Consider the following 14,016-nt stretch of genomic DNA (forward strand, 5'->3'; position numbering starts at 1 on the left):
CGGTGCGGGTCATGCGTACCAGTGGCCATCAACAGCCACGCGTATGGGTGCGACAACTGATCAAAACCCTGAAGTTGGTGCGGTTGCCATATTGCCTCGATCAGGCTTCGCTCCTCTTGGTCATGCGATGATCGTCGACGCTATCCTGGGGGGTGGTTGGGTGCGAGTAAGCCAGTATAACTTTGGTGGTACGGGCGAATATAGCACTATGGATATCCATTCTTCCGGCGTTAATTTTGTTCACTTTCTTAATAACTAATTCGTCGTCAGCGCATAGAGAGCGATTCCGGTTGCCACGCTGACATTGTATGACTCTTTTTTGCCATGCATAGGTATCTCTATCAGATCGTCACACATATCTATAAGCTCGCCTGGAATACCTTCAACTTCTTCGCCTAAAATAAGAACGATCTTGTCTGTAGGGATATAGCTTGGAAGCATAATAGCTTGCGGAGATTGCTCTAGGCCAACGATTCGATAACCTGAAGCTGAGAGCTCTTTGAGCCGAGGTGCCTCTTGATAGGTAAAGGGAACAAGCTGTTCTGCTCCAAGCGCGGTTTTGTGAATCTGGGTTGTTAACTTTTCTGTGATGTGAGGCAGCCTCGTATCATTAGGTATGCGGGGATAGGGTGTGTAGCCGCTTAAAATAATACGGGATACACCAAATCCTTCAGCGGTCCGAAAAGTTGCTCCTACGTTGTGAGTGGAGCGAATGTTGTGCGCGAGAACAATGATTTCAGGCATTACTCCAGTATATCACTGCCAAATTGCTCATGTTTTTGCTATGATAGTACACAATGGACGAAGATAAAATTCAGCAGCGGCGGCGCGAGCAAGAAGAAAAAGCGACCCAAGAACGAGCGGCGATTTTAGGATTGCAATATTTAGATACGCGGGATATCGATAAAAGCCTTCCTTTAACCGAAGGTATGCTTTCGGTTGAAGAAATGTATAAAGGTCACTTAGTGCCTCTTGTCAGAGGTGGAGGTACGGAGCCGTATCGGTTTGGCGTTACAAGTCAGACTCCAGAGTCGCTAATTCGCAAGATTCAAAAAGAATATAATGAGCGTGGCGAAAACGTACAGGCTTTGCTTATTAGTGGGAGTGGCTTTCGCGGTTTCATGAATCGTTATGATCCTCCTAAAGAAATTGTTTATGAAGATATTCAAATTGCCAAAGAAGGAGATAGCGATACCCTTGCGCAGGTAAGCAAGACCTTGGCGACAGTTAGCAGCGACCGCATTTTTGATTTTTTGCTCGACCAGGCTGATAAGATGGGCGCGAGCGATATCCACATTGAAAACGAGCGCACTTACATCCGCATCCGTATGCGTGTGGATGGGGCACTTCATCAAGTGGCGCAGCTTGAAAAGGACCGATACCGTATTATTATGGGTGAGTTAGCATCTCGGGCTAATGTTTCTACAGCGGCAACAGAACCGCAATCGGGACATATGCAAAAAGAAATCACTCGCGATGGTGCAACTCATCTTCTTAATCTTCGTGTTGAAATAGTGCCGACTATGTACGGCCAGGATGCGGTGATGCGACTCTTTAACTTTGATGAAAGCCTGCTTAATCTTGATCTTTTAGGCATTCCGGATAAACAGCGTAAAGAGATCGATGAAGTGATCAGCCATCCGCGTGGCATGGTGCTAATGGTAGGCCCAACCGGCTCAGGTAAGTCGACTACTCTTTACAGCATTTTGAACGCACTTAATACGCCAGATCGAAAGCTCATCACACTTGAAGATCCCATCGAGTACGGCCTTAGCGGTATCTCGCAAATTCCTATCGATACGACAAATGGACAAAGCTTTGCTGATGGGCTTCGAAGTGTACTGCGTCTTGACCCGGATGTCGTGATGATTGGTGAGATTCGCGACCAAGATACCGCCCGAACGGCTATTCAGGCTTCAATTACCGGGCACTTGGTGCTTTCGAGTTTTCATGCTAACACGACAAGTGCGGCCTTTAGTCGTATGATTGATCTTATTGGTGTAAACCCTATATTTAGCTCGGCTATTCGTATGCTGATTGCCCAGCGCCTCGTGCGTCGGTTGCATGACGAGACGAAAGAAGAATACGAGCCCGACGAAGCGACAAAAAAATATGTACGCTCTGTGCTCGAAGGCTTACCGGATTCCGTTGAAAAACCAAATCTCGATAACTTCAAGCTATGGCGACCTGTTCCAAGTGAAGAGGTGCCGTTTGGCTATAAAGGCCGCATCGTCATCATGGAGCAAATGCTTGTAAATGAGAACATTCAAAGGTTTATTCGAGGTGATGTCGCCGATGTTCACGTAGAGGCTATTGAGGCAGAAGCTAAAAGGGACGGAATGGTTACGCTTCTTCAATCAGGTGTGCTCGCAGCGCTAAGAGGCGAAACGACGCTCGAGGAAGTTAATAGGGTTATTTAATATACTCATACTTTTCATCTTATCTGGACAGAATGATTTAAGTAACATATTCTATAGAACGTTGTCATCACGATCCCTAAGGGGGCAATAGTGGACAAAATTGAGTACATTGCTCAGGTTCGAAATGCCACACGAAAAGCTGCGGAGAGCAAGTCTCGTGAGACCGTGGGCCGGCTCTCGGATGCCGTTGAAAGGTTGGCGGAGTTCTACGCCAGTATCAGTGAGGCGGAAGGTCTGCCTCGCTACGAATTTGACTCCGCCATTTTCGAGAGGGCATACGAGGCGGCGACATATCAGCCGGACCTTTCCGGAATGAGCTTCAAGGAGTTGCTCGAGATATCGTCGCTAGGACCCAATTACCAGCGTGCCCGCTCGTTTACTCCTGCAATACTCAAAACCGTCTTGGCCAATTTGCGTCGCCAGCAGGAATCATGACAACAAACCCCACGGCAAAGCGTGGGGTTTGTCATACTCTAGATGTAACACGGACAGCCTTTAAGGCTTCTTCGTACATTTGGTCTGCGGCGAGTATCATCGTTTCTTTTGGTTTGTCGTAGGCCCTGAAATGGCTGGTGTCGAAGCTGATTTGACGTCCACAGGTAGCTGCGAGCGCACCTGCACCCAACCTGGTTACAGGGTGAAGGCTTGTGCGGCGGTTGAGGAGTAATTCGGTCATGGCGCGGTCGTAGTTGCCATCGTAATGCGAATCTGCAAAATCCTGTACGGTATCTGCGAATAGCAGAGGATCGAGCCAGTAATCAATAGCGTCATCATCAGGTCGAACGGGGTCGGTGGCCCGATTGGCGTCATTCTCATTACGACTTCGTATACTTTCGGCAATTGCTTGGGCCTCAGGGCTATTAGGGTTAATACCCTGGCGGGCACATTCACGGCGCGCCGCTTCCTCAGGGGTGCAACTTACGAAGGTGCGCATAAGGAGCTTTGTGCCTTCGATACTTTCAATAACAGGAGCGAGGTTTCGGCCATCTACCACGAGTACATCATGATCACCAGTATCACGTACCATCTCAACTCGTTGCTTAAAGCCTGCTTTCACGGCTTTACGGACAGCCTCGATGGGGGAAACGACAGATACAGTTTCGTTGACATCATTATCGTATAACGAGCTGAGGCCGAGTGAATCAACGAGGCTTTGACGGCTTGCGACACGATCCGATAGACAATTGAGCGAAACTCGGGCGAGCTGTTTTGTTATAGTTTGAGTCGGCATACCGCGCTCAATGAGGCCGTCTATGAGGAGAGATTTAGTAAGAGCTCGGTAATCCGACCCTGTTTCATCGGTTGCAACGTTGGCTCGTGTTTCGCCGAAATGATTAACAATCGTGCCTTTTCCACTTCGTGCTGTGCCACCGTACTCAATAACGAGTAGTTCTGTACTCTTGGCTCTCATATTTTTTCCACCTTAACACAAAGTAAACTCGTTACCAAGTGAGAGACGTCACAGTTAATAGCTATTTAATAACTCGTGCGATGGTGGGAACGATACGATCGTCAAAGACCGAAGGTATGACTGTGTCTGCGTCAGGATTGTCTACGAGACTTGCAATAGCCTCTGCTGCGGCAAGCTTGTGGTCATCGGTGATCCGAGTAACGCCATTGTCGAGCGCTCCCCGAAAGATACCGGGAAACGCAACAGCGTTGTTAACTTGGTTTGGAAAATCACTTCGTCCGGTAGCAATAACAGCTACGCCAGCGTCCTTGGCGATATCCGGCATTATTTCTGGTATAGGGTTAGCTAGCGCGAACACGACAGGCTTTTCTGCCATTTTTTTAATAAATTCAGGAGTAAGGAGGCCTGGCTGGCTGACGCCAATGAAAATGTCGGCGTCGGTAAGTGCGTCTTCAAGATTGCCTGCTATGGATCCATCGACATACTCTAATAAAGCCTGTTTTTCCTGGTTTAAGTCGCTTCGATCGGTACTTATGATGCCCTTGCTATCTACGGCTACCATATGTGGTTGTGCGTAGCGATGGAGAAGCTTAATGATTGCTGTTCCGGCAGCACCCGCGCCAATGACGACAATCTTAGTATCTTTCAATTGCTTTCCGACTACTTTCATGGCGTTGATAAGCCCCGCAAGCGTCACGATCGCCGTACCATGCTGGTCGTCGTGAAATACAGGGATATCGAGAGTTTTCTTCAACCGCTCTTCTATTTCAAAACATTGCGGCGCGGCAATGTCTTCAAGGTTAATGGCGCCAAAACTAGGAGCCATGGCGGTCACCGTAGCAACGATTTCGTCGGGCGAGTGGACATCGAGTACGATAGGAATACTATCGATACCGGCAAAATGCTTAAAGAGAAGCGCTTTACCTTCCATAACGGGCATCGCACCTTTAGGTCCGATATTGCCCAAACCTAAAACAGCCGAACCATCTGAAATAACGGCAACGAGGTTATTCGTCCAGGTGTATTCGGGCAATTTAGCGGGATCTTCGGCGATAGCCTTACTGACAGCACCGACTCCGGGCGAATAGTATGCACTTAAAAGCTCGCGTGAGAGTTCACTTTGATCGCGAAGGGTAGTTGTAATTTTACCTTTGTATTTCTTGTGCAGGTCGAGAGCAAGTTGGTTATAGTCCATTTTATTAGTATACCGCACTAAGATTTTGTAGGTTACCCCTTTAAAAAAGAAACAATCTATGCTATAGTTAATAGCTGATTGTATCTATAAATAAGTAAAGCGAGAGAACAATGAGTTTTGCATTAATTCAGAAAGTAAACGACGAGCAGAAAAAACATGCTGTTGTTGATGTTCGCAGTGGTGATACCGTGCGTGTCCACCAGAAAATTAAAGAAGGTAACAAAGAGCGTGTTCAGGTATTTGAAGGTGTTGTTATCCGTACTGACAACAAAAAATCACACACAAGCCGTATTACCGTACGTAAGGTAGCAAGTGGTGTCGGTGTAGAGAAGAGTTTCTTGCTTCATAGCCCACTTGTTGAAAAAGTTGAAATTACTCGTCGTTCAAAGGTTCGTCGCAATTTCCTTTCTTTCCTTCGTAATCGAAGCGGTAAGAGTGCTCGCTTGATGGCAAAAAACTTTGATCGTGAAGCGGTGAATGCACTTCCTGAAGCTCCGAAACAAGAAGCTAAGACTGAAGAATAAATAGCTCTATTCCATAAAAAGACCCCCATAAAGAGGGTCTTTTTTAGTCCATTTTAGCTGTGCGATAGAATGTAAGTAAGAGGCTGTGCGCGGGAGGGTACCTCCCACACACAGCCGGTTCACTTCACGTCAGAACGGTTCGATGGTCGGACCGTCGTGCATGAGCCGCTTTGCTTCGTCTTCTTCGTGAAGGCCGGTGATGCGGAGCGCATCGAACGAGATGACGGTCTGAGTGAGTGCCTCGTGATTAGGCCACACGTCGAGAAGAGCGAGCATCTCTGCGGTGAAACGGCAAGCCTCATTGTCGCTTCCGCAGTTGGCGTGAGGGTAGAAAATGCCGTTGAAGTGACCCTCCTCAAGCCGAGGCTCCAGGATGATCAAGCCACTGATCACTTCTTCTCCGCGCGTGCTGCCAACGAGGATGGCGCAGCGCCACGGCCAGTCTTGCTGTTCGCCTCGGCGGAAGAGATCGTCGAGCATGCCGTTGCCGGTCAGGGCGACGGTTTCGAGCACGACTTCTTTCCGGTTGACCAGGATCTCGCCAAGGCTGGTCAGCCTCATGATGTCCATGATACTCCTTCGGTTTTGGAATGAACCTGACTTAATTAACTATATATGATTATTTATGTCAATGATGAAGTGCGCAGAGAGAAGCGAAGGATACTATCGCTTCTCTCTGCGCTTAACGGATTCAGTCCGGTAGCTCGATGGAGACCGACTTGCTCATAAGATCGTGAACGATTACATGAGTGTAGCGGGCGAGGGTTCCTGCATACAGCTGGCTGACTCTGCCGACGTCGAACAGTAGGGCGAGGATGACGGCGGTGATCCGTGTGGAGTGGCTATCCAGGCCACAAATCAGCGGCCTGTAGAGGACGCCATGAATCTTCCCTTCGTTGTCTTCGTTCAGCATCAACATGCCATGCTCGTACTGAATGATGCACATCGACCACTTTTCGCCGTCCCTGAGGCGCTGCTCAAGATCGGCCTTCGCATCCGCGGGCTCTGTGAATTCTGTCTCTTCGATCGTGATCTGCTCTTCTTCGAGCAACCCGCCGATGTCGTAGAGAGGGAGGTCCACGAGTCTTCCTTTCGTGTAGGGATTGAATCTTTTCTACTAAAGCATATTATTTCACTCTGCGTCAATTATGCTACCATGAAGGTGATGATTGTTGGGATTGATGAAGTTGGGCGTGGGGCTTGGGCTGGACCACTGGTAGTAGGCGCGGTATTACTGGGAGGTGTTCCGATTGAAGGGCTGACGGATAGTAAAAAGCTGACCAAAAAACAAAGAGTCCTGCTTGATCAGGAAATCCGCAAAAAAGCCAAAGGAATTGGTTTGGGATGGGTAAGCTCTAAGCAAATTGATCAGATGGGCCTGGCAAAAGCGCTGCGAATCGGCGCGGAGCGGGCGCTTGCTCATCTTCGGCAGCATATGTACGAGGAGATTATTATTGACGGGACGATAAAGCTGGTTGATGATCCTCGAGTGACGCTTATGAAAAAAGCCGATCTTCTCGTACCGTGCGTATCTGCCGCCTCGATCGTGGCCAAGGTAGCACGCGATAACTATATGGCCCATATTGGTACGATTTTCCCTGGCTATGGTTTTGGGAGTCATGTTGGATACGGAACAGCGGCGCATAGAGAGGCAATCGCAACGAAAGGCTCTCTGCCAATTCATCGACATTCGTTCGCTCCTCTAAAAAAAGAGGGCGGATTTGAGTTGCAAACAACAAAACAAGTAGGTGACATGGCTGAGCAGCTTGTTGCGGCGCACCTTGAAACTAAAGGTCACGAAATAGTTGCACGCAATTGGCGTACGAAATACTGTGAAATCGATATTATATCGAGGCAAGGGCAGACGCTTTATTTCACAGAAGTGAAATACCGTAAAACAGACGATCAGGGCGGTGGGTTTGCGGCGATTACACCGAAAAAACTTCAACAAATGGCATTTGCGGCAGAATTTTACATCGCAAAGAATGTTTCGGGCGGTCATGAGCTTCGCTTGGCTGCCGCGAATGTCGGAGGGCGACCTCCGAAGCTTCTTTCATATTTAGAGTTGGTCTAATGCATTCTTTACGGCTGACGTGTCACGCTCAATCAGTTCAACCTTGCCCTCCAGCTCACTAATACCTAAAGCGATAACTCGTGTCAACGCGGGTTCGGAGGCAAGTGGCGTAAAAAAGCTCCTGTATTCAGCTAATTGACTGCGGTTAGTAAGCGCGCTCGCGCTGTAACGAGGGAAAGCATCGTAGCTTTTATCGGTGCCAAAAGTCTCCTTTATCCATGGCCAGTTTCTCTGAAGCCACTGCCATGCCTGAGCGCGACCATAGCGATTACGGATGGTCCAGACGAACCAATGAGTTGCATCTTGAGGCCGAACGATCGTTTCGTCTTTGAGGCTAGTGAGGATTTTCTCGATATACTCAGGGCGGCGTGCTGACGTAATGGCGCTGCCGATATCTTCGCGAAGGTCGGGAGAAACAGTTGTCGCGTAAGTGTGGAGAAGTGAATCGAGAAGGTGAGGGTCATCACCTTCACGAATAGCGGTAGATATCACGAGCGTACGGAGCTCGGAGTCAAGTGACTCGAGAGGCGAGGAGGCGAACAGGGAAAGCGCATGTTTGATCGCTTCAGGATCTTTGCCGTAAAGCATCATGCTAATAACCGTGGCACGAAGCTTAGTGTGTGCTTCGGTTTCTCCGGTTTGTTTTTCCCAACCGAGACGCTTGTATTGGGCTCGTGCTAGCTCTCGGTATAGTTTGCGCAGCTTCTCTTCGCTAGTTTCATCCGTTTCTACGAATTTTCGTAGTTCGCCGGCCGCAAGAGCAATGATGTTCCATACGGATTCTTCCGTTTCGTTTTTGTACGCTTGCACAAGAGGAATCAAACTGGCACTAGAAATAAGTCCGCTCCGCGCAAGCAGTGTTTGTTCATGAAGGAGCTGGAGTCGATCAAGGGGCGGAAGGGCTTGCTTTTGAACAGCTTCAATAAGCGATTCAAGCGTGGCCTTGTCATACTGGGTGATGAAGTGAGCGCTATCTCCGACATTAAGACGGAAGGTTTCGTTTTGAGGGGGAAAGTCTGCATTTTTTGTATCAAGCAGAGAAGGAATGTTTGCTAAAGAAGCATTGAGCGGAATAGGCCATGCTCGATTGGAAGCTTCGTGCGGGCCAATGAAAAACTGCTGCTGGCTTAAACGAAGAGTATCTTGGGTTTTTGTTATAGAAACGACAGGATAACCAGGCTGGGAGATCCACGCGTGCATAAAGCGTGCAATATCTTTTCCGCTGGCACTGCTTAGTGCTGTCCAAAGATCAGTTTCCTCAGTATTAGTATAGGCATGCATCTTGAAGTAGTGTTGTAGCCCGGTTCGGAAATCCTCTTTACCTATATACTGTTGGAGCATGCGCAGAAGTCGAGCACCTTTGGCATATACGATCGCGCCGTCAAAGAGCGTATTGATTTCATCGGGGTGATGAACATCGGTTTGAACAGGTTGAACACCATCAATACTATCGCGTCGGAGGGCGAGGATACTCTCTGAGGTTGAGAATTCAAGCCACATATTCCATTCTGGGTATAGTGCATCCACAGCAATATACTCCATGAGCGTGGCAAAACTCTCGTTAAGCCATAGGTTGTTCCACCACTTCATCGTGACAAGATTGCCGAACCACTGGTGAGAAAGTTCGTGAGCAACAACTAGCGCAACGTATTGTTTGTTGGAAATGCCGGCAGTTTTTGGGTCGGCAAGTAGGGCGAGCTCACGGTACGTAATAAGCCCCCAGTTTTCCATGGCACCGGCACTAAAATCCGGCAATGCAACATGATCCGACTTTGGAAGAGGGTATGGAATGCCAAAGTAGTCATTGAAGAAGTCGATTGTGCGAGTGGCAACCTGGAGGGCAAAGTCGAGACTGTCGGGGTGTTGAGCGGGCGTGGCCCAAATGTTAACTTCTACTCCGTCTTTCGTCTCCGCGGTTTTTCGCTGCAATTCTCCCGTAACCCATGCAAGCAGGTACGTGCTCATGCGAGGTGTGGTCTCAAATTGCGTCACAAGCTTATCATCTTCCTCTCGCTGTGTTTTCACGGGCATGTTTCCGAGTACAGTAACACCTTGCTCGGTTGCGAGCGTGACGTTGAATATTGCTTTTGCTTCAGGTTCATCAATACAAGGAAAGACCTCGCGCGCGTGGTGACTCTCAAATTGAGTAGCGAGCAACTCTTTTTTAACTCCGTCGTGTTCGTAGTAACAAGGATATAGTCCGTGCATGGCATCGTCGATCTTACCGCTAAAAGTGAGCACGACGACGTGATCCCCACTTTTTATGTCGTCGTGGGTAATTGTCAGCTCATCAGTATTGCCAAGTGAAAAATCTGCGGCTTTGCCGTCGAACGTTACGGAGCTAATATCCAAACCTTTAGCGTGGACCATTATTTTGGTGGCAAGTTCAGGGCTTGTGCCGTGTATCGTCACTGTTCCGTCGAACGAGCGGTGAGCCCGGTCGAGATTTAGGAAAAGGTCGTATTGAGTTGGTATGAAGTGTTCTATAAGACGGGCTACATTCTGCATGTTTCTATTGTATCAGAGGTATAATAGATTGCATGATATCGTTTAAGCTTCGTCGCAGCTTTGCTGCGCTTATTATTCTTATCGCAATAGTTGTGGGAATTGCGGTATATCCCGAATTTCAAAAATCCATTCCGCCTGCCAGTCAGGTGAGTGAAGGTGGAGAAGCTATAACGGCATTGAATACGCTTGCGGTGAAGGGGCGTGCACCAAAAACCGGCTATGAGCGATCGCAATTCGGTGATGGCTGGAGCGATACTGGCGGATGCGATACACGAAATACTATTTTGCATCGTGACTTGCAAAACCCGATAACAAACGAAAAATGCCAGGTAGTGAGCGGAACATTGAACGATCCATATACAGGGAAGACGATTTTGTTTACCAGAGGGGCTAGTACAAGCGCGGATATTCAAATCGATCATGTGGTTGCACTGAGTGACGCGTGGCAAAAAGGTGCGCAGCAACTCTCTTCTTCGCAGCGGATAGCGCTTGCCAATGATCCGCTTGAACTTCTGGCCGTTGATGGCTCTGCAAATCAGCAAAAAGGTGATGGCGATGCCGCAACATGGTTACCTAAAAACAAGGCCTTTAGGTGCCAGTATGTTGCGCGCCAAATCGCGGTGAAATCAAAGTATGCGCTGTGGATTACTTCGGCAGAAAAGGAGGCAATGGCACGGGTGCTGGCGGATTGTCCAGGCCAAAAAATGCCGATTTAGATGCTATACTGTACGTAATACATAAGAGGGAGGGGATATGAATAAAAAGATAATTGTTGCGCTCGTTGTAGTATTTGTATTAGGCGCTGGTGCTTGGGCGTACATGGCAACTCGGCCTAACGCATCCGCACCACAAAGTACCAATCCGGACAATCGTGACCACACGGATAGCTCGCCAAGTGAGTCACCTGTTGCAACTACTGAACTCCATTACACCGATAGTGGCTTCTCGCCAAAGTCCATAACGGCTAAAGTAGGAACGAAGATCCATATTACTAATCAATCGTCTGTTCCTCTGCAATTCTCATCGGACGACCATCCGACTCACACACTTCACCCTGAATTTAACTTAGGGACAATTGCGGCCGGCGCCGACGAAGAGCTTGAGCTAAAAACCGTCGGGACATGGGGATATCACAATCACCTGAAGTCGGAAGACACGGGATCGATCACGGTTACAGAATAGGTAGTAACCCTCACATCATACGCATAATATTTACAGGTGTCGTATACTAAAGCTATGGATTCTAATTACGTTGTTCTTATAGTCAACATCATCATCTCTGCGCTTGTAGGTATGGGTACGGCATTATTTACGGTCGGTCAATATAAAAACAAAGTTGACCGGATGGAGCGCGACTTCGAAAAGCTGGCGGACAAAAAAGAAACGCTTCGTACGGACGTTGATAAGTTACTTGAATTTAAAACGCAGGCGCAAAAGTTTATTGATAGGAGCATTTATAAAGACCAAAGCCCGCTATCTCTGACTGACTTTGGCGAAAAACTGGTTAACGAAAGTGGTCTTAAGGAAGTGTTTGACGATGTGAAAGATGATCTCGTAGAAATGTTAGAAGAGATGGAGCCATCTTCGCAGTATGATACCCAGGAGAAAGCGCGTGCACTAATGGATAATCTTGCGGGTTACGAGCCATTTAAGCGAGTAGAGAAATACGCATTTGATCATGGTAAAGATTTGAATCAGATTCTCAGAGCTGGAGCGATCATGCTTCGCGACTACTACTTCAAAAAACATCCTGAAATAGTTGATCTTAGAGAAGATTGGTAACAAGAAAAAGGCCGTTCTCGGCCAGCGAGCCCCAACATAGGGGCAGTGTTCTTCACGAAACGCGTTCTCGTGTTTTGATGTCTATCCAGACGGTTCGCAGCTCGGCCTCACTTGCACGGTGAGTATGCTCGGGGAGAAGCCACTCACCAACTCGATCCGCCACCTTGAGGCGCAGGGCTTGCGGGTAGTTGATTTCAGGAGGTGCATCGTTGTCGTAGGTGGTGAGCTCTGTAACAAATGCCAACTTCTCGCTAAAAACAGAGACAATCCACCAAGTCAGGATGACGCGGTGCCTTCCGTCCTCATCGTGGTGGGATGAGTAAGTGCGGTAGGTTACGACATACTTGGGGTTGTCGCGGCGGTGTTCGACGGTCAGGCTTTGTTCTCCTGCGATTGTTCGTTCGCCGCGGAGCCGAAAGGTTTCACGTTTCGTCATCCTGTGTCCCTCGAGTGCCGACCAGAGTGTTTCCATGTGCGTTGCCTCACGATGATCGTCGTTCATGCTGAACTAGTATATTATATAACTTTTGCGTTTTTTATGCAAAGCTTACAGAGGTAGGGTGCTGGATTTCGTTGTAATTATTTGTACTCTTCGCTTTGTCGGATTGGACTTGGTATAATAGTAATTGTGGCGCGCACCACCCTAACGGCAACTTTAGCTTTTAAAGGAGGGCATTATGGGAGCATTCGAAGTCATGATCGGGATATCACTCGCAGTAGCGGTAACCTGGCAGCACCTTATGGGTCAGTAATCAAAATATGAGGCGGCTTTCCTTAGTGAAGCCGCCTCTTCTTATGAGGAATTTTTAACACTTATAAAAATTATCGCACCAATGTGTGACAAGGAAATCTATGAAAAATCAGTATGCGAAGCAAGATCCTACTCAGCAGTATCCCGCCATGGATATTCCAGAGCAGCGACAAGAGGAGCCCGGCCTCGATAAGCATCTCAAGCCTCACGCGGATCACGGTGAGAAGACATACATCGGCAACGAAAGGTTAAGGGGCAGAAAAGCACTTATCACTGGTGCCGATTCTGGTATTGGAAGGGCTGTAGCCATCGCCTACGCACGGGAAGGTGCTGATATCGCGCTTAATTATCTTCCTGTGGAAGAAGAAGATGCAAGCGAGACAGCACGTATCTGTGAAGAGGCAGGAGTGAAGGTTATCCAACTCCCTGGTGATATTAGTGATGAGGCATTTTGTAATCAGCTCGTAGAAAAAGCGGTCGATGCTCTTGATGGCATTGATATTTTGGTGAATAACGCAGCCAAGCAAGTATATGTCGAATCGATACATGATTTATCATCTGATCAACTAGAAAAAACGTTTGCAACAAATGTGTTTGCGTCGTTTTGGCTCTCAAAGGCGGCAATAAGCCATATGGAGCCAGGTGCCGTCATTATTAATACGACGTCTATTCAAGCGTATCAACCCTCGCCGGGACTTTTGGATTATGCTGCGACAAAAGCAGCACTCGTTGCTTTTACTCACGGGCTAGGCAAGCAACTGGCACCAAAAGGCATTCGAGTGAACGCGGTTGCTCCAGGCCCTATATGGACACCTTTACAGCCGAGTTATGGTCAGCCGATGGAGAAGCTCACAAAGTTTGGCAAAAATACGCCACTTGGCCGAGCAGGTCAACCTGCGGAGGTGGCACCGACCTTTGTTTTTCTGGCTTCGCAAGAATCAAGCTATATCACCGGCGAGGTAATAGGGGTTACCGGAGGGAATCATTTACCGTAAGCAGATAGGAGAATAGTATGGATGCAACGACGCTACGTCAACAAGCCGAAAAGCTTCGTAATGAGGCTGGCAGCCGACGTCAACAAGCGACTGGCTACGCCAACCATGCCGTTCAGTATAGTCAGAACAATGATTACACCAGAGCGCAGGTTGAACAGGATCAGGCGGATCGCCTCAATAAAGAAATCAGAGAGCTAGAAGATAAAGCCGTCGATCTCGAAAATCAAGCTAAACAAAAAGAAGATCAAGCGCGCAGACTTGATGAAGAACGATTGCAGCTACAGCAACGCATCGATGCCATCGATAGGGAAAAGGGCAGTCTCCTTGGCGGTGGCGGATCGATGTCAATTTTATAG

At 48.2% G+C, this 14,016-nt stretch carries 16 protein-coding genes and 1 pseudogene; 10 read left to right on the forward strand and 7 right to left on the reverse strand.

What is annotated here, in order from left to right:
• Positions 1-259: CHAP domain-containing protein (locus VFH06_05585; GenBank protein HET6747551.1), on the forward strand; the 259-nt coding region annotated here is incomplete at its 5' end.
• Here the strand turns inward: VFH06_05585 and VFH06_05590 are convergent.
• Positions 256-744: a TrmH family RNA methyltransferase gene (locus VFH06_05590; protein ID HET6747552.1), complete on the reverse strand. Its 489-nt coding sequence runs from the start codon at positions 742-744 to the stop codon at positions 256-258. The two genes, VFH06_05585 and VFH06_05590, sit on opposite strands and share 4 nt — an antisense overlap.
• Before the next feature lie 53 nt (positions 745-797).
• Between VFH06_05590 and VFH06_05595 the strand changes: the two genes are divergently transcribed.
• Together VFH06_05595 and VFH06_05600 are read left to right on the forward strand one after the other, a co-directional pair.
• The gene (locus tag VFH06_05595) at positions 798-2,420 is read left to right on the forward strand and encodes a GspE/PulE family protein (protein ID HET6747553.1); all 1,623 of its coding nucleotides are present in this window, start codon (positions 798-800) and stop codon (positions 2,418-2,420) included.
• Positions 2,421-2,510: 90 nt separating this feature from the next.
• Positions 2,511-2,855 (forward strand): hypothetical protein, encoded by a 345-nt coding sequence (locus VFH06_05600; protein HET6747554.1) that lies wholly within the window; start codon positions 2,511-2,513, stop codon positions 2,853-2,855.
• Positions 2,856-2,886: 31 nt separating this feature from the next.
• On the opposite strand, the gene VFH06_05605 is transcribed toward VFH06_05600, so the two are convergent.
• Both VFH06_05605 and VFH06_05610 read right to left on the reverse strand, forming a co-directional pair.
• The gene (locus tag VFH06_05605; GenBank protein ID HET6747555.1) at positions 2,887-3,831 is read right to left on the reverse strand and encodes a (d)CMP kinase; all 945 of its coding nucleotides are present in this window, start codon (positions 3,829-3,831) and stop codon (positions 2,887-2,889) included.
• Between the two features lie 61 nt (positions 3,832-3,892).
• Positions 3,893-5,026 carry an NADP-dependent malic enzyme gene (locus tag VFH06_05610; GenBank protein ID HET6747556.1) on the reverse strand — a complete coding sequence of 378 codons (1,134 nt, stop codon included), beginning with the start codon at positions 5,024-5,026 and terminating at the stop codon, positions 3,893-3,895.
• 110 nt (positions 5,027-5,136) lie between these two features.
• Here VFH06_05610 and rplS point away from each other — a divergent pair.
• A pseudogene (gene rplS / locus VFH06_05615) lies at positions 5,137-5,472 on the forward strand (50S ribosomal protein L19).
• A gap of 207 nt (positions 5,473-5,679) precedes the next feature.
• Here rplS and VFH06_05620 read toward each other — a convergent pair.
• Both VFH06_05620 and VFH06_05625 read right to left on the reverse strand, forming a co-directional pair.
• Positions 5,680-6,120 (reverse strand): hypothetical protein, encoded by a 441-nt coding sequence (locus VFH06_05620; GenBank protein HET6747557.1) that lies wholly within the window; start codon positions 6,118-6,120, stop codon positions 5,680-5,682.
• A gap of 121 nt (positions 6,121-6,241) precedes the next feature.
• Positions 6,242-6,631, reverse strand: a complete 390-nt coding sequence (locus tag VFH06_05625) for a hypothetical protein (protein HET6747558.1) — start codon at positions 6,629-6,631, stop codon at positions 6,242-6,244.
• A gap of 75 nt (positions 6,632-6,706) precedes the next feature.
• Between VFH06_05625 and VFH06_05630 the strand changes: the two genes are divergently transcribed.
• Positions 6,707-7,624 (forward strand): ribonuclease HII, encoded by a 918-nt coding sequence (locus tag VFH06_05630; GenBank protein ID HET6747559.1) that lies wholly within the window; start codon positions 6,707-6,709, stop codon positions 7,622-7,624.
• On the opposite strand, the gene VFH06_05635 is transcribed toward VFH06_05630, so the two are convergent.
• The gene (locus tag VFH06_05635) at positions 7,610-10,132 is read right to left on the reverse strand and encodes a M1 family metallopeptidase (GenBank protein HET6747560.1); all 2,523 of its coding nucleotides are present in this window, start codon (positions 10,130-10,132) and stop codon (positions 7,610-7,612) included. The genes VFH06_05630 and VFH06_05635 overlap by 15 nt on opposite strands.
• A 32-nt stretch (positions 10,133-10,164) precedes the next feature.
• Here VFH06_05635 and VFH06_05640 point away from each other — a divergent pair, with 32 nt between their 5' ends.
• Genes VFH06_05640 through VFH06_05650 form a run of 3 tightly spaced genes read left to right on the forward strand, consistent with a single transcriptional unit; the run spans position 10,165 to position 11,914 of the window.
• Positions 10,165-10,848, forward strand: coding sequence for an HNH endonuclease family protein (locus VFH06_05640; GenBank protein ID HET6747561.1), 684 nt, complete (start codon positions 10,165-10,167; stop codon positions 10,846-10,848).
• A 37-nt stretch (positions 10,849-10,885) separates the two neighbouring features.
• Complete coding sequence (locus tag VFH06_05645; GenBank protein HET6747562.1) at positions 10,886-11,314, forward strand: cupredoxin domain-containing protein; 429 nt, start codon at positions 10,886-10,888, stop codon at positions 11,312-11,314.
• Positions 11,315-11,368: 54 nt separating this feature from the next.
• Positions 11,369-11,914, forward strand: a complete 546-nt coding sequence (locus tag VFH06_05650; protein HET6747563.1) for a hypothetical protein — start codon at positions 11,369-11,371, stop codon at positions 11,912-11,914.
• Between the two features lie 52 nt (positions 11,915-11,966).
• Here the strand turns inward: VFH06_05650 and VFH06_05655 are convergent, their stop codons facing one another.
• Positions 11,967-12,416: a hypothetical protein gene (locus tag VFH06_05655; protein HET6747564.1), complete on the reverse strand. Its 450-nt coding sequence runs from the start codon at positions 12,414-12,416 to the stop codon at positions 11,967-11,969.
• A 350-nt stretch (positions 12,417-12,766) separates the two neighbouring features.
• On the opposite strand from VFH06_05655, the gene VFH06_05660 reads away from it, so the two are divergent.
• Together VFH06_05660 and VFH06_05665 are read left to right on the forward strand one after the other, a co-directional pair.
• Positions 12,767-13,660, forward strand: coding sequence for an SDR family oxidoreductase (locus VFH06_05660; protein HET6747565.1), 894 nt, complete (start codon positions 12,767-12,769; stop codon positions 13,658-13,660).
• A 17-nt stretch (positions 13,661-13,677) separates the two neighbouring features.
• Positions 13,678-14,016, forward strand: coding sequence for a hypothetical protein (locus tag VFH06_05665; GenBank protein ID HET6747566.1), 339 nt, complete (start codon positions 13,678-13,680; stop codon positions 14,014-14,016).

Source organism: Candidatus Saccharimonadales bacterium, assembly GCA_035697325.1.
GTDB lineage: Bacteria > Patescibacteriota > Saccharimonadia > Saccharimonadales > Saccharimonadaceae > JALRBM01.

Coding starts and splice junctions, on each gene's coding strand:
- VFH06_05590 (HET6747552.1), bottom strand. CDS start 744: ATGCCTGAAATCATTGTTCTCGCGCACAACATTCGCTCCACTCACAAC.
- VFH06_05595 (HET6747553.1), top strand. CDS start 798: ATGGACGAAGATAAAATTCAGCAGCGGCGGCGCGAGCAAGAAGAAAAA.
- VFH06_05605 (HET6747555.1), bottom strand. CDS start 3,831: ATGAGAGCCAAGAGTACAGAACTACTCGTTATTGAGTACGGTGGCACA.
- VFH06_05610 (HET6747556.1), bottom strand. CDS start 5,026: ATGGACTATAACCAACTTGCTCTCGACCTGCACAAGAAATACAAAGGT.
- VFH06_05620 (HET6747557.1), bottom strand. CDS start 6,120: ATGGACATCATGAGGCTGACCAGCCTTGGCGAGATCCTGGTCAACCGG.
- VFH06_05630 (HET6747559.1), top strand. CDS start 6,707: ATGAAGGTGATGATTGTTGGGATTGATGAAGTTGGGCGTGGGGCTTGG.
- VFH06_05635 (HET6747560.1), bottom strand. CDS start 10,132: ATGCAGAATGTAGCCCGTCTTATAGAACACTTCATACCAACTCAATAC.
- VFH06_05640 (HET6747561.1), top strand. CDS start 10,165: ATGATATCGTTTAAGCTTCGTCGCAGCTTTGCTGCGCTTATTATTCTT.
- VFH06_05645 (HET6747562.1), top strand. CDS start 10,886: ATGAATAAAAAGATAATTGTTGCGCTCGTTGTAGTATTTGTATTAGGC.
- VFH06_05650 (HET6747563.1), top strand. CDS start 11,369: ATGGATTCTAATTACGTTGTTCTTATAGTCAACATCATCATCTCTGCG.
- VFH06_05655 (HET6747564.1), bottom strand. CDS start 12,416: ATGAACGACGATCATCGTGAGGCAACGCACATGGAAACACTCTGGTCG.
- VFH06_05660 (HET6747565.1), top strand. CDS start 12,767: ATGAAAAATCAGTATGCGAAGCAAGATCCTACTCAGCAGTATCCCGCC.
- VFH06_05665 (HET6747566.1), top strand. CDS start 13,678: ATGGATGCAACGACGCTACGTCAACAAGCCGAAAAGCTTCGTAATGAG.